Here is a 20,068-nt window from a genome sequence, read left to right as displayed (position 1 = left end):
ATGGATAAATTTAGTATACGATTTTTAATCATAGCACTATACATGAGTGTGAGTGTATTTACAGCATCAACTATAAATGCACAAACATTAGATCATTCCAATGATGTTTACTTTAATGATACTGATGATAAATCATGGACGCTCTTAGATGATGCAGATGATAATATTACTACACCACCAACAGCGAGTGACTTCTACCTAATTACAAAACTTGGAGCTGATGGGAGTGTTGTTTATGAAGGTTCTTCAATGATATCGATTACTGAAGTAAGTGCCAATGAAGAGTATACAATAACAATAGATTTTTCACAGGTATCTTCTCAAAGTAATAATGATGAATACATTCTTTACTATGTTAATGAAAGTGGGACAACGATCACTGCTTCTTCTACTTATATTTTAGACAATGAAGTACCAGCTGTTCCAGTTATTACACCTCAAGCCGGTTCAATTACAGGGCGAACGGACTTAGATAGTGACCCTGATATATATTACACAACAGCAACAGATATAGTTTTTGATTTTTCAAATATTGAAGAGGATTGTAAAATTGAATTATTTGAAGGAGGATCGAATTTAGAAGGTACAATTAATGAAGCAGTCGGGACAGGAGATAATTTAACAGGATCAACTTTATCGTCTGATGGTGTTTATTCTTATCATATAGTAGTAACAGATAGAGCAGGTAACACAAATACTTCTAATGCAATAGAAATTGGATTTACAACATCATCAACTTTAGTGGTTGATTTTGATGCAATTGATTTATCCATCAATAACAATTTATCATCAGCACCTGATGATGTTACTAATAATCCTGATGTAGAATTAAAATTTGATGGTTTTACAGTGATCAGTCCACTTCCGCAGGAATTGATTATTCAAAACAGCTCAGACGAAGAGTTAGCGAGTTTTATAATTGATGAAAATTCTGAAACAGTTACTTTACCTACTTTGACTGATGGCTCACATACCATTACTTATTTTATAAGAGATGAATATGGTAATGAGACTGCCGAGGAAAGCTTTACATTAACTGTAGATACTCAGGCTCCATCAATCCTCTCTTCATCAATTGCGACAGGTTATTCCGCAAATAATCAATTAGCCGTAAAAAGTGATGATGAACCAATAGCAGATGATGCCACTATAACGATTGAGACAAACGAAGCTCTATCTTCAGCATCCACCGTGACGATTAATAATGTCGCAGCTATTAACTTTAACGACCTTTCAAGTAATAATTATGATGCTACTCAAGCGGACTTAACAATATCATCTTATGCTGCTGTACCTATTGAGATTAATTTAGTAGATATTGCGGGTAATACAGCAACTATTACGACCACAACCGATGGTTCAGAAATTTATACCTTCCCTGAAATTGTCAATACAATAACAACTTCCGATCAATTAGTTTTTTGTGAAGAGTCATCTTCAGTTGCTTTCGTGAAAGATGATGATTTATCTGGCGGAGATGGTAATTATACGATCTCTTGGGAAAGAAATACAGATGATGTAGGGTACAGTGCAATAGGTGTAAATAGTGAGGGGTATACGGAAAATGCCACACTGTCGGCTGGTACTTATAAATACAGAAGAGTGGTCACTTCAAGGGGAGTTGCTTTTCCTTCTAACGAGCTTGAAATTGAAGTAGAGTCAAATACAATTACTAATAATACAATTACATCTTCAACAGATGCCTTTGTAGGTACTTCTATTTTAGCAGATGCAATAAAAATTACAGAACAAGTAGCCACGAGTTATTCTTTTGAATGGGAATATTCAACGGATGGAGAAAGCTGGAGTACCATTGGTTCTGAGAATGATAAAGATTTAACATACAATCAAGAAATTATCTCAATTGGTAGTCATTATTTCAGAAGAAAAGCAATTGATGGTGCATGTAGTGCTTATTCAAATGAAGTCATCATAAATCTTTATGCTTCTATTGAAAATGATATTCAGAATGATGGTAATTCAGTTTTTTGTGAGGGAAACCAAACAATCGAGCTTTCTTCACAAGAGACAGTGACAGGTGGTGATGGTTCTTATGTTTTTGATTGGTTAAGAAAAGATGACGGGTCAAGTTCATTTTCATCTCTGGGTATTACTACAGAAAATTTAACAGAAAATGTAAACCTCTCACCAGGAACTTATACTTACAAGAGGACAGTTGAAAGTGCTGGTGTTACAGAAGAATCGGATTTGATTGAAATTACGGTTTATAGTGAAATTGCAGACAATACTTTAGATGAGGGAGCGATCAAAACAAAATACAATGGTGAGATTTCTACAAATACAATCTCATTCACACCTGGAAATGCATCGGGAGGAGATGATAACTTAGCTTACCAATGGCAATTCAATACAGGTTCATCTTGGTCAAATGCTGGAACGGATCCAGATTATACTTACAATGCTACCGTTAGTGAAGGATCAGAAGTCAAGTTTAGAAGAATTGTAAATGATGCTTCAGGAGATTGTGAGTCAATTTCTAATGAAATTACGATCGTTGCTTTACCTGAGATTGAAAACACAATAGCCATTGTAGGAGATGGAAAATATTGCGAAACCTTCTCAAGCTTTGAAATTAATAATGACAACGTTGCAGGAGGTGATGATCAGTACACTTATAAATGGTATAGAGAAAAAACAGGTTCAGGCGTAAATGAAGAGTTAACTGGACAAACTAATCCAAATTATATTGAATTAGACGCTTTAACAGATGGTGAGTATACTTACACTCGTACAGTAACATCAGCAGGAAATACTACAACTTCTAACTCAATCGTGATTACGATTGAAGCTATTTTAGAAAACGAAATTGAAAAATCAGGAACATTCGTTTACTTTGATGAAATCCCAAATACTTTTGAGATAAATAATAAAACACTTTCGGGAGGAGATAATAGTTATACCTATGTTTGGGAAATTAAATACGAAGCTAATGCTTGGGAAGTAACCACTGTGACTACTCAAGATTTTGAAAGCTACTCTGAAAAGATAGAAACTGCAGGTGTTTATAAATTTAGAAGAAAGGTAACTTCAGGAAAATGTGGCGAATTATATTCGAATGAAATCACGATAAACTTATATGATCCAATTGTAAATGAAATAGAGAACGTTGGAAATTCAGTGTTCTGTGATGGAAATCAGACTGTTGAACTTTCTTCAGAAAAAGCGGTTTCAGGCGGAGATGGATCTTATGTTTATGATTGGTTAAGAAAGACGGGGACAGGTCCAGGGTCATTTACATCAATTGGAATTGATACAGAGAATTTAATAGATAATGCCACTTTATCGCCAGGAACTTATACTTATAAAAGAACAGCACAAAGTGTATTAAGAACAGTAGAATCGAACCCAATTGTTATCACAGTATACAGTTCAATTTCAGATAACACAATAGATGAACCATCAAAAACAAAATACAATGGTGAAATTTCTGCAAATGTAATTTCCTTTACACCAGGAGACGCATCAGGAGGAGATGATAATCTAACCTATCAATGGCAATACAATACAGGTTCTTCATGGGAAGATGCAGGGACAGATTCGGATTATACGTACGATCAAGTAATTGGAGAAGATTCGGAAGTTAAGTTTAGAAGAATTGTGAATGATGCTTCCGGTGATTGTGAATCCATTTCGAATGAGATCACGATTGTAGCATTACCTGAAATTGAAAACACAATTGCAATTGTGGGAGATTGGAGATATTGTGAAACCTTCTCTAGTTTCGAAATAAATAATGATAATGTTGCAGGGGGTGATGACCAATATGCTTATCAATGGTATAGAGAGAAAACAGGCTCAGGCGTAAATGAAGAATTAACTGGCCAGACGAATTCCAATTATATTGAGGTAGGTGCCATAACATCGGGAGAATATACTTATACTCGTACAGTTACATCAGCAGGGAATACAGTGACTTCAAATTCAATTGTTATCACAATTGATGCTGTTTTAGAAAATGAAATAAAGAAACCTGCTACGGATGTTTATTATGATGAAATCCCTAATACTTTAGTAATTGATAATAAGAAATTAAATGGAGGAGATGTAGACAATACATTGGTTTGGGAAGTGCAATATGAATCAGAAGGTTGGGTTGAAACCACGATTACAACAGCGAAGTTTGAAAATTATACTAAAGCATTAGATAAGGCAGGGGTATACAAATTCCGTAGAAAAGTTATTTCTGAGGCATGTGGAGAATTATATTCCAATGAAGTTTCAATTACATTATATGCATTAATAACGTCTTCTTCTATTAAACTTGAGTCTGCTGCAGAAACTTGTATTGGGGATCAGGTATTTATTTCGGGCTCTATTCCAAACGGAGGAACAGGGAGCTATGAGTATAGTTGGTATAAAAGAAATAATGATGTTACTACCACATTTACACTGACATCTGTAAAAACACCATTTTACTTTGAAGATGATATTAAAGATGCTGGAGACTTTACTTTTAAAAGAATAGTTTCTTCAAAAGATATTGATGATACGGCCTTAAATAATGTGGTGGATGTATTGGTCAATGCAGCACCTACAGGATTGGTTTTATCACCGCTAGATGGATCAAGTTACAGTAATGGTCCACAAGTAAATGTGACCTTAGATATTTCAGGAGTTACCGAATTCTATTGTACAGGTAAAGGAGTAGTCAGTAACGGAGAAGGTCCAGATCACAATATTTTTTATCCATCTTTAGCAGGAATTGGCGATCATATAATCACTTATCATATTACAGTAGGAGCATGTGTTTATACTCAAACATCAACCATTAGGGTTTATGACGGCTCTCAGCCATTTGCTGAAATATCCTCTGAAATATGTGAAACAAATGCAGATATTTTGATCGATATGACTGATGATGCAAAGGTAAATGTACCTGATGAACTTATCGATAATTATGTTTATAAAGGAGCTGTTCTAATTAATGATGATGGAAAAGAAATAAATGATTATGGTACCAATACATCATTTACGTTTGCAGCAGGAGATGGATTGGAAAACGATGACGTAGGTACTTCAAAGTTAATTACTCTAAAAGCGGTTTATGGTCATAAAGATGATATTACACAAGAGAAAGAACTTACTCAGGAGATTTTATTAACATTTGAACCTTCTCTTCCAAACATCGAAGGCGGAACAACATTTAATTACTGTTTTGAAGGAGAGAACATCAAGAAGCTAAAGACAGTTGATGCCATTGGATTAATTGAATGGAGAGAAGAGGAAGGAGGTGCTGTTATAGGTACTGGATTTGAATTCGATCCACCAATCAAAAAAGAAATGAATGAGGATGTCACAAAAACATTCTATGTTACACAGTCTATTAATGGATGCTCAAGTGAAACAGTAGAAGTGACAATCAACAGCTACAAGAAAACAGACAGACCTACATTAGTAAATGCAGGGCCATTTGATATTTGTGAAGGTGATCTAATGCCAACTTTTGAAATTGCTTTAGGTTCTAATGTGAAGTGGTATGATGATAAAGGAAACGTTTTAGATGAAGGTCTTACATTCACCTCTGACTTTGAGACAACAGGTATTGATGATGAAGAGGAAGTTGAATTTTTTATTACATCGACAGTCAATGGGTGTGAAAGTATGCCTGAAAAAGTTACGGTGAAGATTAATCCAAAACCGTCAATTCCAGAAATTGAGGGTGAAGTTTATGATTATTGTGCAGGTTCAAAAGGCTTAGATGACATCACTGTCAGATCTGAGAGTAAAGCATCATTTACTTGGTATACCAATAGTGAATTAACAATTGAAGCAACCGGTGCTAACGGAAGAGATTTAAAATTACCTGATGCTCCAGATGCAGTAGATGGTACACAGACTTTTAGCTATTGGGTAGTCAAAACAATTGATGGTTGTGACAGTGAACCTCTCAAAGTGAGTTATGATATTTATGAAAACCCACCTGTACCTTCTTTAGTGGATAATATTGATGTGTTTGAGGTTTGTGCTTGGGATGATCCTGAAAATATCCAAACAATAAATGCAGTGGGTACTGTATATTGGTATGAAGATAAGCCAGAAACTGTAGGATATGATCAAGATATTTGGGACGGTGAAGACTTTACACCAGATTATGATACTGAAGTAAATTCAGATGTGAGCTATACTTATTATTTAGCTCAAATGAACGATAATGGCTGTTTTAGTCCTTCCAAGAAGGTGACTGTAAATGTAAATGCTTTACCAGATACACCTACGATTCCTGCTGATTATGAAAACCTTGAGGTTTGTTCAGGTGATAACCTCCCTACCATGAAAGTGATGGGGCAAAATGTAAAGTGGTATTCTTCAAATGATATGGATAATGCAGCATTTGAAGGAGATACCTATACACCTGATTTGAGTTATAATGTAGTAGAGGATTCTTTAGTATATTATTATGTTACTTCTACTTCAGGAAAAGGTTGTGAAGGAGATTATGAAATTGTTTCTGTTGAAATTAAAGCTTTGCCTGATGCACCTGAATTAGTAGAAGATGAAATCCCAAGTTACTGTATTGGGGATAAAATTAAAGATATTACGGTCTTTGGTGAAAGCGGGGCAACTTTTGAATGGTTTACAAGTGAGACGATGGAGCTTGAAACGAAGGTAGATCTAGAAGGAGATAATGCTATTTTAAAAGTAGAGGATGCAGCTCCAAGTGTTACTGAATTGGATTCTGTACATTATTGGGTGACGCAAACAACTCCTTTAGGGTGTACAAGTTTACCATTGAAAGTGAGTATTCCAGTTTACCCAACTCCAAAATCCCCAACATTGTCAAGTACTGATATTTATTATTGCTATGATGATAATGGAGTACCATTACAAGCTACCGGGGAATTTGGTAATATCACTTGGTATTTAGAAAATGGATTTGAAATACCACCAAGGTTTATTACACCAGATAACAGGTTATTACCTATCCTTTCTGAATTTAGATCAGAAGAGAAAGATAAAACAATCACATTTTATGTAACAGATCAGAATGAATTAGGGTGTGAAAGCGAACCTACGGCTGTTAATATTACGATTTATCAAAAAGTACCATTAGTTGGCGATGAGTTGCCAGAGGAAATAAACTATTGTGCGGGAGAAACGGTTCAACCTATTGTGTTGACTGAAGGGGAGAATCTTCAATGGTATGCTGATGAAGAACTTAGTGAAAAGCTTGCTGATGGTTTAATTTTTATACCCAATATCTCTACTGATGTAACAGAAGATTTTTCTGTAGAATATTATGTTACACAAACTATTAATGGATGTGAAGGAGAACCTCAAGAAGTAGAAATAGAGGTATATATCTTACCAGAAGGGCCTGTTGTTGAACTGGATGATGCTTTATTATGTGTCGGAGATCGACTTGAAACCATGGAAGCTGAGGGTGTAGAAGAAGCTACATTTACATGGTATACTAATGAATCGCTCACTAATAAAGTAGGAGATCAGAGTACTTTTGACCCAGATAGTTTAGCACCAAATGTTGATGAGATCACTTCATTGGATTTTTGGGTTACACAAACTACACCAGAAAACTGTACAAGTGAAGCAACTAAAGTGAGTTTTACTGTTTATCCTATTCCTTCAAAACCTGGTATTGAAAGTACACACTATGAATATTGTTATGGTGTGCCTATAGAAGAATTAGTTGTGACAGGTGATATGGTGACATGGTATGAGGATGAAGGATTAACGGAAAATGTTAGAAGCGGAAATACATTTAGACCACCATTTATTCCTAATGAATCAACATCTAATACAGTATTAACGTATTATGTTACTCAGAAAAATGAGATCGGATGTGAAGGTGTTGCAGAAGAAGTGACCATCACACTTTACAAGGAAACCATTGCACCTACGTTGACTCAAAATACCTTTGAATATTGTTCTGGAGCTGTACTTCAACCCATTACAGTAGACGGAGGAGTAAATATCCGATGGTACAGTGATTCAGGTTTGGAAAATGAAGTAGGGACAGGAAATACTTTTACTCCACAAGATGACACCGATGTTACGGAAGATATTACCGTGAATTATTTTTACACTGAAACTTTAAATGGGTGTGAAAGTAATTACGAAACTGTAAGTGTGATTGTGTACAATACACCAACTGCACCAAGTATTGTAGGTAATAATGAAATAAATTATTGTTCTGGAGATGTTTTACAACCTATTCTTGTTTTAGGTCAGTCGGATAATCTTAGATGGTATGCAGATGAAGATCAAAAAGAATTGTTATCTACGGAAAGTGAATTTACTCCTACTATAAATAACGTTACTACATCAGTACTCACAGAAGATTACTATGTGACCTATACAAAAAATAATTGTGAAAGCCCTGTAACAAAAATAACAGTAAATGTAAATCCTTTACCTGTTATAAGTTTATTGGGTATTACAGAAGGTGAAGTCTATTGTAAAACAGATGATAATCCTGTCATACAAGCATTCCCTTCAAATGGTACATTGACTTCTTCAACTGGTGCAGTAATTCGAAATAATGAAGAAATATTATTGGCGAATTCTCCATTAGGAGAACATACATTGAACTATACTGTCACAAATGAAAATAACTGTGTGCAATCTCTCACAGTAAAGTTTACGATTGTGGATGTTCCAAAAGTGAAATTCACAGAAACAGTAATATGTGATTCGAAAGAAGTGACTTTCAATGATGAGACTTTCATTGCCGAAGATGATAACCTTACTGAAATCTTAGAATGGAGGTATAACTTCGGAGATAATGAAGGAAGTATCGTATTGTATACTGAAGAAGCCGCAAGAGAATACACTCATACTTATAAAGAAAGAGGAAGTCATGATGTGACATTGACAGTAATTACCAACCAAAACTGTAGCGAAATAAGTTATGAGAAATCAATATTTATCAATTCACCTCCATCCGTCGAATTTGATTGGTATGTTTCTGAATTTGGTAGTGAAATGGTTTTCGATGAGCATTTAGAAATCTATAACGATGATATTATTGTTACTCGACTTTGGGATTTTGGAGATGGTACTACATCAACGGAAATTGATCCAAAGCATCAGTACTCTAGCGTCGGAACCTATAAGGTTACTTATGAAGTTGTTACGGAAAAAGGATGTTCGAATTTACTAGAAAAAGAGGTTTACGTTTTACCTCACCCTGTTTTGCTTTCAGATGAAGATACTTACTTCCAAAACTTTGATATAGACAATGGTGACTGGAAAGCGACTTCAAATGAAACGAATATCAGCTGGGAATATGGTATTCCGGCAACTTCGAAGTTCAGTTCAGCCAATAATGCTTGGGTCACGAATTTAGATTCTACTTATTTTGAAAATGAAGAATCTTTCTTAAACCTTCCTTCTTTTGATATTTCAGGTTTAACGAAGCCGATGTTGTCATTTGATATGAAAATTGATATTGAAAACGGTATCGATGGTGCCATTTTACAATACTCTTTAGACTCAGGCCAAACATGGTTCCTTTTAGGAGATATGAATGACCCTATTAATTGGTATAACAGCCAATCAATACTAGCAGATCCAGGTAATCAAATTTATGGAACAAATACACTATCAAAAGGATGGACGGGTGATAACAGTACTTTCGGTCACGACAATACTGAATATATATCTGTAAGACATCATTTAGATAATTTCATTGGAGAAGAACATCTTCGCTTAAGGTTTGCCTTTAAATCAAATTCTGCTCAAGAATATGAAGGACTAGTGATTGACAATTTCTTTATTGGCAACAGAAATAAAGTGGTGTTAATAGAGTCAATGACTAATGCAGGACAAGAAGCCAGCAATCGTTCAATGTCTGCTTTAGGTGAACATTTAGCAACGATGGAATCGGATGTTTTAAGTGTCAACTACCATATTAATTTAGAAGGCTTCATCGATCAACTTAACAAGGATAATTTGGAAGCATCGAGTGGTAGAAAGTTCTTCTACGGAATCACCAATGCTCCAAGAACGATTGTAGATGGTAATACATTCCAAGATCATACAGATGAATTCTTAAAGAATTTTGAAAGTTATGTTTATAGAAGAACATTACTTGACCCTGAATTCAGTATTGATTTGGATTTAGATGATATCAGTTCTTCAGGTAAAATTGGGGTAACGCTGACCTCACATGGTACTTTTGATGCTTCGAATTCTGAAATTTTATTACATGCTGTTATGATTGAAAAATCGATTACGGGAATTGAAATGACAGATGATATCAGTGCCCATTTGAATGTGATGAAATCAATGAGCCCAGCTCCAGGAGCAGAAGGAACAAGTTTCTTTGGAAGATCGTGGAGTGAAGGTAGCACTGAGAAAGTGTATGTCAATTGGGCCAATAGAAGTGTGTACAGCACTAATGATGTAGAACTGATTCTTTTTGTACAAGACAATACTTCGAAGGAAATATTCCAAGCCATGTCTTATCAATTAGACCCAAGTTTATTGACAACTGGTATCGTCAATGATATTGAATTGGGTGAAGGTTTAGAATGGAATATATACCCTAACCCTGCAAGTTCATTGATTCAAGTTTCTACCAGTGAATTTATCCATAGAGGAAATTGGGAAATATCGAATATAAATGGTCAAAAAGTGAAAGAAGGAACATTCTCAGGTAATCGATATTCAGTAGATGTCGATGACTTAGCCTCAGGTGTTTATTTGATTCGAAATTTGAGTGATGGTAAATATCTACCGAAAACACTAAGGTTTGTAGTATCAAAATAGTCTTTTAAACAGGAAGGCCTCTCAAGTGTAAATTTGAGAGGCCTTTTTTTATTTTTTTCTTCTGACTCCACCCGTTCTCATTCTTGTTTTATAAGAACTGTTTTTTTGAAAAGGTTTTTTCTTTGGAGGAGGAGTGAGGTCTTCATTTTTAATTTTTAAAAGTGGAAGTAATTCATTCCTTTTTAATTCAATGACACCACCAATAGGAAGTTTCTCAATTCTAAGATTCTGAATACTTATTCTTTTTAACCTTAAGGTAGGAAACCCCACAGAAGCGGTCATCTTTCTGACTTGTCTATTTTTTCCCTCATGAATAGTCAATTCAATAAATGAAGTCGGGATATTCTTCCTAAAGCGAACAGGAGGATCTCTATCTTCAAGATTTTTAGGTTTATCAACCTTTTTACATTGCGCCGGCAATGTTTTGTATTGTTCCTTGTTGACTGTAATCTCTGTTCCTTTTCTTAATTTCTGAAGTGCTTCTTCCGTAATATCTCCATCTACTTGTACCAGGTAGGTTTTTTGATGTTCAAATTTAGGATGAAGCAAACGGTGATTGAGTGCTTTATCATTCGTGATAATTAATAGCCCTTCACTATCTAAATCAAGACGCCCCACTGGGTAAACATCACTAGGGAAATTATTACCCAAGGATTTTAATGTTTTTCTTCCATCTTGGTCCGAAAACTGAGGAAGTACCCCATAGGGTTTGTTGATGATAAAGTACCTGTATTGTTGCATAAATATTATTTGAAACTTGGTATACCTGTTATTTCAGCTCCCAAAATTAATAAATGAATGTCATGTGTACCCTCATAAGTGATCACAGATTCTAAATTCATCATGTGTCTCATAATTGGATAATCACCGGTGATACCCATTCCACCGAGAATCTGCCTTGCTTCTCGTGCTATTTTTAATGCCATCTCGACATTGTTACGCTTAGCCATAGAGATTTGTGCAGTGGTTGCTTTTCCGGCATTCTTCAGCTGACCTAACCTCAAAGCTAACAGTTGTGCCTTTGTAATTTCTGTTAACATCTCCGAAAGCTTTTTTTGTGTGAGTTGAAAACCTCCTATTGGCTGATCAAACTGTATCCTTTCTAGAGAATAATTCTTGGCTGTTTCGTAGCAGTCAATGGCAGCACCAATTGCACCCCAAGCAATGCCATAACGTGCATTGTCAAGGCATTTTAAAGGAGCACCTAAACCATCTTTTAATGGAAGAATATTTTCTTCAGGGATGATGACATTATCAAACACCAATTCTCCCGTTATACTCGCTCTCAATGACCATTTGTTATGAATTTCAGGAGCCGTAAAGCCGTTCATTCCCTTTTCAACAATGACACCTTTTACTCTTCCTTTTTCGTTTTTGGCCCAAACCACGGCAATGTCAGCAATTGGAGAATTAGTAATCCACATTTTCGCTCCATTTAAGACATAATGATCTCCTTCTTTTTTTAAAGTAGTTTCCATTCCTGAAGGGTTAGAACCATGATTGGGTTCTGTCAGCCCGAAACATCCTAAGTATTCACCTGTAGCCAATTTTGGTAAAAATTTCTTTTTCTGAGCTTCGGAGCCAAACTCATTGATTGGGAACATCACTAAAGAGCTTTGTACAGATGCCATTGAACGAAGGCCTGAGTCGCCCTTTTCAACTTCTTGCATAATCAAACCATAGGAAATATAGTCCATTCCTCCACCTCCGTATTCAGTTGGGATAGCAGGGCCGAAAAGTCCCATTTCCCCAAATAGCCCTACCAACTGTTGAGGAAAAGCTGCCCTTTGGGCATAATCTTCGATGATAGGCTTAACATTTTTCTGAATGAAGTCTGCTGTTGACTTCTGAATAAGGACTTGATCATCAGAGAGCAAGTCTTCTATAGCATAAAAGTCAGTATTCATATTGTGTGTATGTGTTTATGGTTAGATTGTTATTCAATCATCTAAAGTTACATTATCAAGTTTTTTTTGAAAGGAAAAGGACCTAGTTTATTTAGAAAATGTAAGGAATATTTAAAGGAATTGTATAAAAAAGTAAATAACCTTTTGTAGCTTCGTGTTTTATTAGAAATTAAAAAAAGAAAATTTATAAATATGGCATTTGAAGTAGTAGGCAAGATCGAAAAGATCATGGATACAGCACAAGTGACAGCCACTTTCAAGAAAAGAGAATTCGTTCTTTTGATTCAGGAAGGAAGCTACCCACAATACATTAAGTTCCAAGCAACACAAGACCGTTGTAATTTATTGGATACTTACAATGAGGGTGACGACATTGCTGTTACTTTTGATTTAAAAGGTAGACCTTTTGACAAAGGTGGTGAAACAATTTATTTCACAAACCTTGAAGCATGGAGAATTAACCCAGCTGCACAAGCACAAGCTCAACCTGCTGCTGCACCTCAGCAACAACCTACTTACGGTTCACCTGCTCCGGCACAAACAAATACGCCTCCACCTCCACCACCGCCAGTAGGAGGAGATGATATTGATGGTGATTTGCCATTCTAGTAAATACTTTTTTAGAAAATGTATTTGAAAGCTACTTCTTAGGTATAAGAGGTAGCTTTTTTATTTTATCATAAAGGTGTTTCAGTACTTAATATAGACGTTTCAGTAAAATAACACTACTTCAGCTTTTATGAACGACGTTATTATAAACACGAGGATAAATAGACAGTTTAGAAATAACGAAATAAAGAGGTAATAAAAGAATTTTGTAGTATATAAACTCAGATTAACAGTTTATTGATAAATCATATCAATAGAGCATTTATTAGTTTTTTTGACGAACCAGTGAGAGTTTCTTACTGGTTCGTTTTTGTGTTAAGGCAAAAATGAAGAAGAAGGAAGCTTGAAAGTAGATCCTATAAAATCTAATGAAAACATAGTTTATAGTTTGCTGATTTTATGTATTGCTTTTCGATGAATTCCCTCAAAAAAAACTTAACTTATTAGTTATTCATTAAAAATGAGGTTCTATGGTTTCATACTTCAGTTAAAAATATTCTAATGCAAGCAAAAACGACTTATTCCAATCGATATATCGAGATTGTACAAGTGATGGTGAAATATGGATTTCAGAGTTGGCTAATCAATTCAAGTATTTCTCACCTTATTCCCAATAAAATTTTAGATAGACATCTTGATGTTTCCAGAGAACCTATTGAAGTAAGGTTTCGGTTGGCCATAGAAGAGTTAGGTCCTACTTTTATTAAGTTAGGGCAAATGTTGAGTAATAGGGCTGATTTAATACCGATAGAATATGTAAAGGAACTCAAAAAACTTCAAGATGAAGTAAAACAGGATGATTCCTTCAAAGTAGAAGAGGTGATCAAAGAGGAATTAGGAGAGGAGGAGTTTGCCACATTCAACAAAATAAACGATAAACCATTAGGAATTGCATCAATAGGGCAGACCTATGCCGTAGAAAGAAATAACAAACCTCTAGTCTTAAAAGTAAGGAAACCTTCAGCCAGTGCCACGGTGAATGAAGACCTGAGAATTATCCGTTCGATTTTACGTATTGTTACAAGGTCAAGTAAGAATATCGCGAAAATGGACCCACTTCGTCTATTTGACGAGTTTGAGATTACGCTAAAGAATGAATTAAATTATTCCATAGAGAAAAGAAACCAAGAACAGTTCTATAACTACTTTAAACATTCTAAGACCACCACAGCACCCAAGGTAATCAAAGAACTTTGTACAGATAAGGTATTATGTATGGAGTTTGCTGATGGGACAAAAATGAACGATTTTCTTCTGAAAGCGACAGATCACCAAAAAGAAGTAATCAGTAGAAACCTTGTAAAGTCATTTTTCCAGCAAATTATAGAATATGGCTTTTACCATGCCGATCCTCATCCTGGCAATATTTTTATAACCAAGGACCTCAAACTCTGTTTTATTGATTTTGGAATTGTAGGACACTTACTAAAGGAAGATACTACAGTAATTGGAGAGTTTTTAGAAGCTTTTCTATCAAAAAATACCGACAGGGTTATTCACTCTATTAAAAGAATAGCACTGACTCATGAGATCACGAAAGAAAATAGGAAAAATTTACAATATCAGTTACATGATCTCTTTCAATTTTTAGATCAAGATGTAAGTACTATCCCATGGGCAAGTTTTACAGAGAAAGTGATGACTATTATGTTCGGTTATAATATAAAACTGCCTAATTATTTTGTCACACTTGCAAAAGCATTGGCTTTAGTTTTAGGGACGGCTTTGGAGATAAATCCAAAAATGAATCTTTTAAAAGAAATCAAACCCTTTATATTAAAATATCAAATGCATTTTCTGACTTCAAAAGGTCAAAGAGAATTATTATTGGATTTGGTTTATGGTATACGTGATTTCAAGAGTTTTCCAACGGATATAAAGGAGATCATTGCACTCATCAAAAAAGGAAAAATTGATGTAATGATTACTCTGGAAGAGACGCAACCTATATTGGATTCTTTTAGAAACGGGATTAATAAACTGACCATTGGTATTATAATCGGTTGCCTTTTGATTGCTTCGTCCTCTATGGCGGTGGCAGAGAACGCCACCTTTATTAATAAATTTGCCATTGGAGGCTATGTAATTGCGGGTATTTTAGGCTTGGCACTCACCATTGATGTATTTAAAGATCTATTCAGAGATAAACCTAAAAGAAATAGATAGGAACAGTGGGGTCTATCGCAATCATTGATAGAAAGGAAAGGGCAAATTGCATCGCCCAAAATTTATTCTTTTTCACAATCTTCATCAGATCGCTCAATCTCTATTGTAATATGTTTGATCTTATCTTTTTTGATAATTTCTCGAACCTCTTTCTTTATTTCAGCACATCGACACATATCAGTGGAATTCTCAACTACTAAATGAAGGCTCATAATATTAAATTCGCCATCCAATGACCATAAATGCAAATCATGAGCATCTTCCACATCTTGAATACCTTTTAATTCTTGGATGATCTCATCTTGATTGATATTATGAGGAGCTGCTTGTAGAAATATAGGTAGTAAACCAAAAAGGTTTTTTATAGCATTATAAAGTATAAAAGAAGCAATTCCTAAAGAAAGGAGGGGGTCGATAATAGGGATATCATAGAAATTCATAACCAAAGCTCCAATTAATACTGCTACCCAACCCAATGTGTCTTCCATTAAGTGAAGCATCATCACACGCTGATTGGCTGAGTTCTTATTCCCAAATAATTTAAATACAGCCATACCATTTACTGCTACACCTATAAAAGCCATCAAAAGCATTCCTTCAGAATGTACCTCTTCAGGATCAATTAAACGAGGAATGGTATTGACAATGATAAGTATAGAACCAGAAGTAAGAACAATGATATTAATAATAGCTGCTAACGTAGAATATCTCCTGTATCCATAAGTATAAGTTGTATTTTCTTTTTTATTGGAATACCGTTCAAAGAAATATCCAGCACCAATTGCTAAGGTATCCCCAAGGTCATGAACCGCATCGGATAAAATGGCAATGGAGTTGGTGTAAAAACCTCCTATAAATTCAAAAATGGTAAAGGTTAGATTTAAAAAAAATGCCCAACCAATATTCTTTGTCGAGTCATGATGTTGACCATGTGAATGATGATGGTGTTGATGTCCCATATTGGTATATTTTAGTTTAAAAAAGTTAGAAAAAATGAGTTTGAAATTCCGATTACAACCTTGGTTTACTAAAATTAATAAATAAAATCAAATCATTAAGCGTATATATATGTTCGTTTTTAGAAAAGCGAATTTTCGCATTTTGATTCTTTACGCTAAGTGAGAAAATTCATTTCTTTTTTTTGTTTTACATGTAAAAAGTACAATAAAAAAAGTGTCTATTTTTGAAAGTTTTTTGCATATAAGTGTTAATTAACTATGTGTAAAATAGCTATTTACGTATAATTATTTGTCATCACGAGATTTTAGTGATGACGATCACTGAAATAGATTTCTACTACTTTCATATTTGTATCATCACAAAGAGATAATCTTATAAACTTTCACATTGTATGGGATATTCATCGCCAAAAGAGATTTTAAGTAACATTAGAGGTGGGGCACTTCAAAAAGGAAATATGTCCATCCAACAATTGCTAGTCTTCGGATTTTTAGGAGGAGCGTATGTAGCTTTCGGATTCTTATTAGCAATAATTGTCGGAGGAGGATCTCCTGGTTTAGGAGCTGAAAACCCAGGTATACCGAAGTTTCTTATGGGTGCAGTTTTCCCAGTAGGACTAGTACTAGTAATTATTGCAGGAGCAGAATTATTCACATCAAGTACTGCAATGATGACGGTTTCAGTTTTCTCAAAAGATCAGTCTTGGGGAAAGCTAGGTAAAGTTTGGGGATTTGGTTACTTAGGTAACTTTATAGGATCTCTATTTGTGGCATACTTCATCACTACATTGACTGGAGTGGTTGACGCAGAGGTCTTCCATAACTCATTAATTAGTGTAGCAGAACATAAAGTTGGTAATCCTTTTTATAAGACCTTCTTTAAAGCAGTAGGAGCTAACTGGCTGGTATGTTTAGCTGCATGGCAAGCGTATGCTGCAAAAGATGTGATGGGTAAAGTAATCGGAATCTGGTTCCCGGTAATGACTTTCGTAACATTTGGTTTCGAACACTGTATTGCCAATATGTATGTGATTCCAGCAGCAATGTTTAATGGTGCTGACATCACTTGGACAGATTTCATCATCACGAACTTGATTCCTGCAACATTAGGAAACATTGTAGGTGGAGCCTTCTTCGTAGGAACAATTTACTGGTGGATGTTTGTGAAGCCAGACATGGAAAAAGAAAATTCACAACTTAAGAAAGATCTTAAAAATAGCAAGATCGCTAGTTAGTAAGATTTTAAGTTGATTTAATTAATAAAACTAAACATAGACATCTGAACGTTAAAAATACCGTTTAGTGTAAATGTAGATTGTAAAGAAAAACCAAAAGAATAGAATGGAAAACGCTGTATTAAACTCTCAATTAAAAGGAACAAAGTGGCAAAACGAAATCAACGTTTATGACTTTGTAGTAAATAATGTTACACCTTATTATGGAGACGCTTCTTTCTTAGCGGAAGCAACTGAGGCAACTAAAAAGCTTTGGGATATCTGCTTAGCAGGTATGAAAGAAGAAAGAGAAAATAATGGTTGCCGTGACATCGACACGGATACAATCTCTACTGTAACTTCTCATAAAGCAGGTTACATCAACCAAGAATTAGAAACAATCGTTGGTTTACAGACTGATGAGCTTTTAAAGCGTGCTATGAAGCCTTTCGGTGGATATAGAGTTGTTAAAAACGCTGTAGAAGAAAAAGGTAAAACGGTTAACCCAGCTGTAGAAAACGTATTTAACTATGCAAAAGATCACAACAACCAAGTGTTCTCAGCATATGATAAAGAAATCAGAACTTACCGTTCATTAGGTGTTTTAACTGGTCTTCCTGATAACTATGCACGTGGTCGTGTAATCGGTGACTACCGTCGTTTAGCACTTTACGGTACAGATCAATTAATCGCAGCAAAACAAAAAGATTTTGCTAACATCGAGGAAGGTTTAAGCGAAGGTTCAGGAGCGGACATCGCAATGAACATTCAATTACGTGAAGAGATTACTTCTCAAATCTCTGCATTGAAAGACATCGCTGAGATGGCTGCAATGTACGGTTTAGACGTAACTCGTCCTGCTGAAACTGCAAAAGAAGCTGTACAAGCGGTATACTTTGCTTACTTAGCGGCTGTAAAAGAGCAAGATGGTGCTGCAATGTCATTAGGTAACGTATCTTCTTTCTTAGATATCTATATCCAAAGAGACTTAGAAGCAGGTACTATCAATGAGGTTGAAGCTCAAGAATATATCGACCACTTCGTAATGAAATTACGTATGGTTCGTCACTTACGTCCAGGTGCTTATGACGAGATCTTCGGTGGTGACCCAACTTGGGTAACTGAAGCTATCGGTGGTCAATTCCACGACGGTCGTACTAAAGTGACTAAAACTTCATTCAGATTCTTACAAACACTTTATAACTTAGGAGCATCTCCAGAGCCAAACTTAACGGTACTTTGGTCAAAAGATCTTCCTGAAGGTTTCAAAGATTTCTGTTCTCAAGTATCAATTGATACTTCATCTATCCAATACGAAAATGACGACTTAATGCGTCCTAACCGTGGATCAGATGACTATGGTATCGCTTGTTGTGTATCTTACCAAGAAATCGGTAAAAGAATCCAATTCTTCGGTGCACGTACAAACTTACCAAAAGCATTATTGATGGCAATCAACGCTGGTCATGACGAAAACAAAAACGTATTGACAGTGAATGGTATCGATTCAATGGCGAACGATGAGTACTTGGATTACGACAAAGTAATGACGCAATTCAAGAAAACAATGCAAGAGGTTGCACGTGTTTATGTGAAGACGATGAACATCATTCACTACATGCACGACAAGCACTACTATGAGAAAGCACAATTCGCATTCTTGGACACTAATCCAGGTATCGATATGGCTTACGGTGCTGCTGGTATCTCTATCATTGCTGACTCATTATCTGCAATCAAGAATGCTAAAGTGAAGCCAGTTCGTGATGAGAACGGTTTAGCTGTTGACTTCGAAATCGAAGGTGATTACCCTAAATATGGTAACGACATCGATGAAGTAGATAACATCGCAAAAGAAATCTCTCATATCTTCTTCACTGAGTTAGCGAAGCACAAAACTTACCGTAACGCTGTACCTACAATGTCATTATTGACAATTACTTCAAACGTAATGTACGGTAAGAAAACAGGTGCTACTCCTGACGGTCGTAAGGCTGGTGAGCCATTCGCTCCAGGTGCTAACCCAATGCACGGTCGTGATACAAACGGTGCTGTTGCTTCATTGAACTCTGTTGCAAAATTAGACTACAATGATGCTCAAGACGGTATCTCAAATACATTCTCAATCGTTCCTAAGTCATTAGGTTCTGATAGAGGTACTCAAGTGAAAAACCTAGTAACTATGATGGATGGTTACTTCGCTGAAGAAGGCGGTATGGCTCACCACTTGAACGTGAACGTATTGAACAGAGATACTTTAATGGATGCTTACGAAAATCCTGAGAACTATCCACAGTTAACAATCCGTGTATCTGGATACGCTGTGAACTTCATCAGATTATCAAGAGCTCACCAATTAGAGGTGATTCAAAGAACATTCCACGAGTCTATGTAATATTGACTAGGAATTCAAAATAATAAGAGGCTACTTCGAAAGAGGTAGCCTTTTCTTTTTATATTAAAG

The 20,068-nt window shown here is 35.5% G+C and carries 8 protein-coding genes; 5 read left to right on the top strand and 3 right to left on the bottom strand.

Annotated features, from left to right (window positions below; translation table 11 throughout):
* Positions 1 to 10,749, top strand: coding sequence for a PKD domain-containing protein (locus IC221_RS15820; protein ID WP_188169901.1), 10,749 nt, complete (start codon positions 1 to 3; stop codon positions 10,747 to 10,749).
* Positions 10,750 to 10,797: 48 nt separating this feature from the next.
* Here the strand turns inward: IC221_RS15820 and IC221_RS15815 are convergent, their stop codons facing one another.
* Together IC221_RS15815 and IC221_RS15810 are read right to left on the bottom strand one after the other, a co-directional pair.
* Positions 10,798 to 11,490 carry a pseudouridine synthase gene (locus IC221_RS15815; protein ID WP_188169900.1) on the bottom strand — a complete coding sequence of 231 codons (693 nt, stop codon included), beginning with the start codon at positions 11,488 to 11,490 and terminating at the stop codon, positions 10,798 to 10,800.
* Positions 11,491 to 11,495: 5 nt separating this feature from the next.
* Entirely contained in the window at positions 11,496 to 12,656 is a 1,161-nt protein-coding gene (locus IC221_RS15810; RefSeq protein WP_188169899.1) for an acyl-CoA dehydrogenase family protein, read from the bottom strand.
* A gap of 192 nt (positions 12,657 to 12,848) precedes the next feature.
* Here IC221_RS15810 and IC221_RS15805 point away from each other — a divergent pair, with 192 nt between their 5' ends.
* Entirely contained in the window at positions 12,849 to 13,265 is a 417-nt protein-coding gene (locus IC221_RS15805; protein WP_188169898.1) for a DUF3127 domain-containing protein, read from the top strand.
* Positions 13,266 to 13,766: 501 nt separating this feature from the next.
* Positions 13,767 to 15,431, top strand: a complete 1,665-nt coding sequence (locus tag IC221_RS15800) for an AarF/ABC1/UbiB kinase family protein (protein ID WP_188169897.1) — start codon at positions 13,767 to 13,769, stop codon at positions 15,429 to 15,431.
* Positions 15,432 to 15,493: 62 nt separating this feature from the next.
* Here IC221_RS15800 and IC221_RS15795 read toward each other — a convergent pair whose 3' ends face one another.
* A complete protein-coding gene (locus IC221_RS15795) occupies positions 15,494 to 16,390 on the bottom strand; it encodes a cation diffusion facilitator family transporter (protein ID WP_188169896.1) in 897 nt (298 codons plus the stop codon).
* A gap of 392 nt (positions 16,391 to 16,782) precedes the next feature.
* On the opposite strand from IC221_RS15795, the gene IC221_RS15790 reads away from it, so the two are divergent.
* Entirely contained in the window at positions 16,783 to 17,625 is an 843-nt protein-coding gene (locus tag IC221_RS15790) for a formate/nitrite transporter family protein (protein ID WP_188169895.1), read from the top strand.
* Positions 17,626 to 17,731: 106 nt separating this feature from the next.
* Entirely contained in the window at positions 17,732 to 19,999 is a 2,268-nt protein-coding gene (pflB, locus tag IC221_RS15785) for a formate C-acetyltransferase (RefSeq protein WP_188169894.1), read from the top strand.
* The last annotated feature ends 69 nt before the right edge of the window (positions 20,000 to 20,068 follow it).

Source organism: Flammeovirga sp. EKP202, assembly GCF_014534745.1.
In the GTDB taxonomy this organism is placed as follows: Bacteria; Bacteroidota; Bacteroidia; order Cytophagales; family Flammeovirgaceae; genus Flammeovirga.
Note: the sequence above shows the minus strand (reverse complement) of the source record. Positions and strands in the feature narration are given on the sequence as shown.